The sequence below is a fragment of the Micromonospora sediminicola genome (assembly GCF_900089585.1).
GTDB lineage: Bacteria > Actinomycetota > Actinomycetes > Mycobacteriales > Micromonosporaceae > Micromonospora > Micromonospora sediminicola.
Genome location: NZ_FLRH01000003.1, coordinates 4,140,430 through 4,145,578 on the forward strand (window position 1 = coordinate 4,140,430; position 5,149 = coordinate 4,145,578).

1 protein-coding gene (cut by a window edge) is annotated in these 5,149 nt (G+C 76.9%); it reads right to left on the reverse strand.

Features of this window, described 5'->3' with window-relative positions; genetic code table 11:
• A protein-coding gene (locus GA0070622_RS19275; protein ID WP_091574873.1) for a type I polyketide synthase crosses the window boundary here: on the reverse strand, nucleotides 1-5,128 show its 5' portion. Its footprint begins 24,545 nt before the window's first position; only the first 5,128 of its 29,673 coding nucleotides appear in the window; it begins with the start codon at nucleotides 5,126-5,128; its stop codon lies beyond the left edge, outside the window.
• Nucleotides 5,129-5,149 lie beyond the last annotated feature (21 nt).

Here is a 5,149-nt window from a genome sequence, read left to right on the forward strand (position 1 = left end):
GGTCGCGGGTCTCGTCGCCGGCGCCGTAGCCGGACGGGGACGCGCCGACGAACACGCCGGTCGAGGTGCCGTGCAGCGTGTCCGGGGCGACCGACGCCTGCTCGAACGCCGCCCAGGTGGCCTCCAGCAGCAGCCGCTGCTGCGGGTCCATCGCGAGCGCCTCACGCGGTGAGATGCCGAAGAACTCGCTGTCGAACTCGGTGGCCCGGTCGATGAACCCGCCGTGGCGGGTGAACGAGCGGCCCGGCGCGTCCGGGTCGGTGGCGTAGAGCCGGTCCAGGTCCCAGTCCCGGTCGGTGCGGAACTCGGTGATGCCGTCGCGGCCCTCGGCGACCAGCTCCCACAGCCCGTCGGGGTCGCTGACGCCGCCCGGGTAGCGGCAGCTCATCCCGACGATGGCGATCGGCTCGTCGACGGTCGGCGCGCCGGCCGGGGCGGCGGCGCCGTCGCCGTCGCCGTCGGGCAGCCGCAGCAGCGTGGCCAGGTGGCCGGCCAGCACGGCCGGGCTCGGGTAGTCGAAGATGACGGTGGTGGGCAGCGCCAGCCCGGTCGCGGCGGTGAGCTGGTTGCGCAGCTCCACGGCGGTCAGCGAGTCGAAGCCGAGGTCGCGGAACGCGCGCCGGGGGCGTACCGCGTCGCTGCCGGTGTGGCCGAGCACGGCGGCGGCGTGATCGCGGACCAGGTCGGTGAGCCGGCGTTCCCGGTCGGCGGGGGCCAGGTCGAGCAGTTGCCGGCGCAGCGCCGCGGCCCGGTCGTCGACGTCCTCGGCGGGCCGCTCGGCCAGCGCCGCCCGGGCCTCCGGGATGTCGGCGAGCAACGGCCGGGGCCGGGCGGAGGCGTACGCGGGGGCGAACTGCGCCCAGTCGACGTCGGCGACGACGAGCGTGGTCTCGCCGTGCTCGACCGCTCGGCGCAGGGCGAGCAGCGCGGCGGCGGGCTGCATCGGGTTCAAGCCGCGCCGGCTGAGCAGCCGCTGCGCCTCCTCGGTGGTGGCCATGCCGCCCTCGGCCCAGGCGCCCCAGGAGATCGAGGTGGCGGTGCGGCCGGCGGCGCGGCGCCGCTCGGCGAGCGCGTCCAGGAAGGCGTTCGCGGCCGCGTACGCGCCCTGGCCGCCGCTGCCCCACACGCCGGAGATGGAGGCGAACAGCACGAACGCGTCGAGGTCCCGGTCGCCGAGCAGCTCGTCGAGGTGGGTCGCGCCGGCGACCTTGCCGGCCATCACGTGGTCGAACACGTCCAGGTCGGTGTCGACCAGGGCGGTGAGCCGGGTGACGCCGGCGGCGTGCAGCACGGCGGTCAGCGGCGCGACGTCGTCCAGCCCGTCGACGAGCGCGGCGACCTGGTCCCGGTCGGCGAGGTCGCAGGCGACCACGCTGACCCGTACCCCGTCGGCGGTCAGCTCGTCGACCAGCTCGCGGGCGCCGGCGGCGGCGGGGCCGCGGCGGCTGGTGAGCACCAGGTGCTCGGCGCCGGTAGCGGCGAGCCAGCGGGCGGCCTGCGCGCCGATCGCCCCGGTGCCGCCGGTGATCAGGACGGTGCCGCGCGGCTGCCAGCCGGTGAGCTGCCCGGAGGTGCGGGCCGTGGTGCGGGCCAGCCGGCGCGTGAACGTGCCGTAGGGGCGCACGGCGACCTGGTCCTCGTCGCCCGCGCCACCGCCGAGGACGCGGACGACCTCGGTCCACGTCGCGGCGTCGGGGTCGGTGGGCAGGTCGAGCACGCCGCCCCACTGCCCGGGGTGTTCCAAACCGATCACCCGGGCCAGGCCCCACAGGGCGTGCTGGGCGGCGCTGGCCACCGGCTCGGCCGGGCCGGTGCCCACCCCGCCCCGGGTGAGGCACCACAGCGGCGCGGTCAGGCCGGCGTCCTGCAGGGCCTGCACCAGCCGGGTGGTGGCGACCACGGCGGTGGGGACGCCGGGGTGCCCGGGATGGTCGGTCTCGGCCAGCCCGAGCAGGGACACGACGGCCGCCGGGGCGCCCGGCTCGTCGGTCAGCCGGGCGGCCAGCTCCGCCCGGGTGGTGCGGACCGGGTCGACGGCCAACGTCCGCAGTGCCGCCCCCTCGGGCAGCGCGGCGGCGAGCGACTCCAGCCAGGCGTCCACGCGGGCGTCGTCGGCCGGGCGCAGCACCAGCAGGTCACCGGTGACGGTGGCGCCGGTCGCCGGGGCGGCCGGCTGCCACACCACCCGGTACGACCAGCCGTCCAGCACGGCCCGTTGGAGGCGGGCGCGTCGCCACGACGACAGCAGCGGCAGCGCCGGGGCGAGCACCTGCGGGTCGGCGTCCCCGGCGGTGAGGGCGGCGACGTCGGCGCGTTCCACCGCCGACCAGAACTCCACGTCGACCACGTCCGGTCCGACCGGCCCGGCGTTGCCGGCGGCCATCCGCTCCGGCCAGTAGCGCCGGCGCTGGAACGCGTACGTGGGCAGGCCGGTGAGGACCGGTGCGGGGGCGAGGACCCGGCGCAGGTCGACCGGCAGTCCCTCGGCGTGGGCGTGGGCGAGGCTGGTCAGCAGCCGCAGCCGGGCGTCCTCGCCCCGGCGCAGCGTGGACAGCGCGCGGCCGGTGGTGCCGGTGTCGTCCAGGACGGCGGCCACCGACATGGTGAGCACCGGGTGCGGGGACACCTCGACGAAGTCGGTGTGCCCGGCGGCGATCGCGGTCCGCACGGCGGCGTCGAACAGCACCGGCAGGCGCAGGTTGTCGGCCCAGTGGTCGGCGTCGAGCCGGGCGCCGGCGAGCCAGTCACCGGTGACCGTGGAGATGATCGGCACGTCGCCGTCGCGGGGGGTCAGACCGGCCAGTTCGGTGCGGAGACGGTCGGCGACCGGCGCCACGGCCGGGGAGTGCGAGGCGTAGTCCACGGCCACCAGCCGGGCCCGTACCCCGTCGGCGACCAGCTCGGCGACCAGGTCGGCGACCGCCTGCGACGGCCCGGCCACGGCGGTGGTGGCGGGGCCGTTGACCACGGACACGGTGACGCCCTCGGGCAGGCGGGCGGTCAGCTCGGCGGCCGGCAGGTCGACCGCGGCCATGGTCCCGGTGCCGGCGACGTCGGCCAGCGCCCGCAGCCGCAGCGCCAGCACCGTCACCGCGTCGGCCAGGGTCAGCGCGCCGGCCACGTGCGCCGCGACGATCTCGCCCTGGGAGTGGCCGATCACGGCGCGCGGGCTCACGCCGGCGTGCCGCCACAGCCGGGCCAGGGCCACGCCGACGGCGAACAGCGCCGGCTGGGCCACCTCGGAGCGGGTCAGCCAGGTGTCGTCGGCGCCGGTGAGCACGGCGGCCACATCGACGTCGAGCCAGCGGTCCAGTTCGGCCTGGCACTCGGCGAGGGCGTCGTCGAAGACCGGGCAGGCGCCGATCAGCTCGGCGGCCATGGCGGCGTGCTGGGCGCCCTGGCCGGGGAACACCCAGACCGGTCCCTCGCCCGCCTCGCCGGCCTGGCCGCTGACGACGCCGGCGGTGGGCGTGCCGGCGGCGACGGCGTCGAGACCGGCGAGCAGCTGCGCCGGGTCGGCGGCCACCACGCCCGCGCGGTGCTCGAAGACCGACCGGGTGGTGGCCAGTGACCAGGCCAGTCGGGCCGGGTCGAGGTCGGCGTGGTCGCGGACGTGGCGGGCCAGGCGGGCGGCCTGCTCGCGCAGCGCCTCGGCGGAGCGGGCGGACAGCGACCAGACGGTGGCCGGGCCGGCGACCAGGGCGGGCCGCTCGTCGTCGGGCGTCGGGGCGGGCGCGGGGTCGGCCTGTTCCAGGATGACGTGGGCGTTGGTGCCGCTGATGCCGAACGAGGACACCGCGGCCCGGCGCGGCCGCTCCACCCGCGGCCACGGGCGGGCCTCGGTGAGCAGGGACACCGCGCCGGCGGACCAGTCGATGTGCGGGGACGGCGTGTCGACGTGCAGCGTCGCGGGCAGCCGCCCGTGCCGCATCGCCTGCACCATCTTGATCACACCGGCGACGCCGGCGGCGGACTGGCTGTGCCCGAGGTTCGACTTGACCGAGCCGAGCCAGAGCGGGTCGTGCCCGTCCCGGTCCTGCCCGTACGTGGCGAGCAGCGCCTGGGCCTCGATCGGGTCGCCGAGCGTGGTGCCGGTGCCGTGCGCCTCGACCGCGTCGACGTCGCCGGTGTCGAGCCGGGCGTTGCTCAACGCCTGGCGGATGACCCGCTGCTGCGACGGCCCGTTCGGGGCGGTGAGTCCGTTGGACGCGCCGTCCTGGTTGATCGCGCTGCCGCGCAGCACGGCGAGCACCGGGTGGCCGTGGCGGCGGGCGTCGCTGAGCCGTTCGACGAGCAGCAGGCCGACGCCCTCGGCCCAGCCGGTGCCGTCGGCGGCGGCGGCGAACGACTTGCACCGCCCGTCGGAGGCGAGCCCGCGCTGGCGGGAGAAGCCGACGAACGCGCTGGGGCTGGCCATCACGGTCACGCCGCCCGCGAGCGCCAGGTCGAATTCGCCGGCCCGCAGCGCCTGCGCGGCCAGATGCAGCGCGACCAGCGACGAGGAGCAGGCGGTGTCCACGCTGACGGCCGGCCCCTCCAGGCCCAGCGCGTAGGCGATCCGGCCGGAGACGACGCTGGTGACGGTGCCGGTGAGCAGGTAGCCCTCGTCGGCGTCCAACGCGCCGCCTTCCGCGCCGACGCCGTAGCCGTTGGCGGCGGTGCCGACGAACACGCCGACCTTCTGCCCGCGTACCGAGGACGGGGCGATGCCGGCGCTCTCGAACGCCTCCCAGGAGGTTTCCAGCAGCAGCCGTTGCTGCGGGTCCATGGCGAGCGCCTCGCGGGGCGAGATGCCGAAGAACTCGGCGTCGAACCCGGCCGCGTCGTAGAGGAAGCCGCCCTGCTGGGTGGTGGAGCGGCCGGACCGGTCGGCGGACGGGTCGTAGAGGTTGGCCAGGTCCCAGCCCCGGTCGGTGGGGAAGCCGCCGATCGCGTCACCGCCGCCGTCGACCAGGTCCCACAGATGCTCCGGGGTGGACACGCCGCCGGGGTAGCGGCAGGACATCGCGACGATCGCGATCGGCTCCCGGGCCGCCGCGGTCAACTGCTGGTTGAGCTGCTTGAGCCGGCTGGTCTCCTTGAGGGAGGCCCGAAGCGCCTCGACGACCTTGTCTGCGGACGTGGACATCATCTACTCCGTACGTGGGCG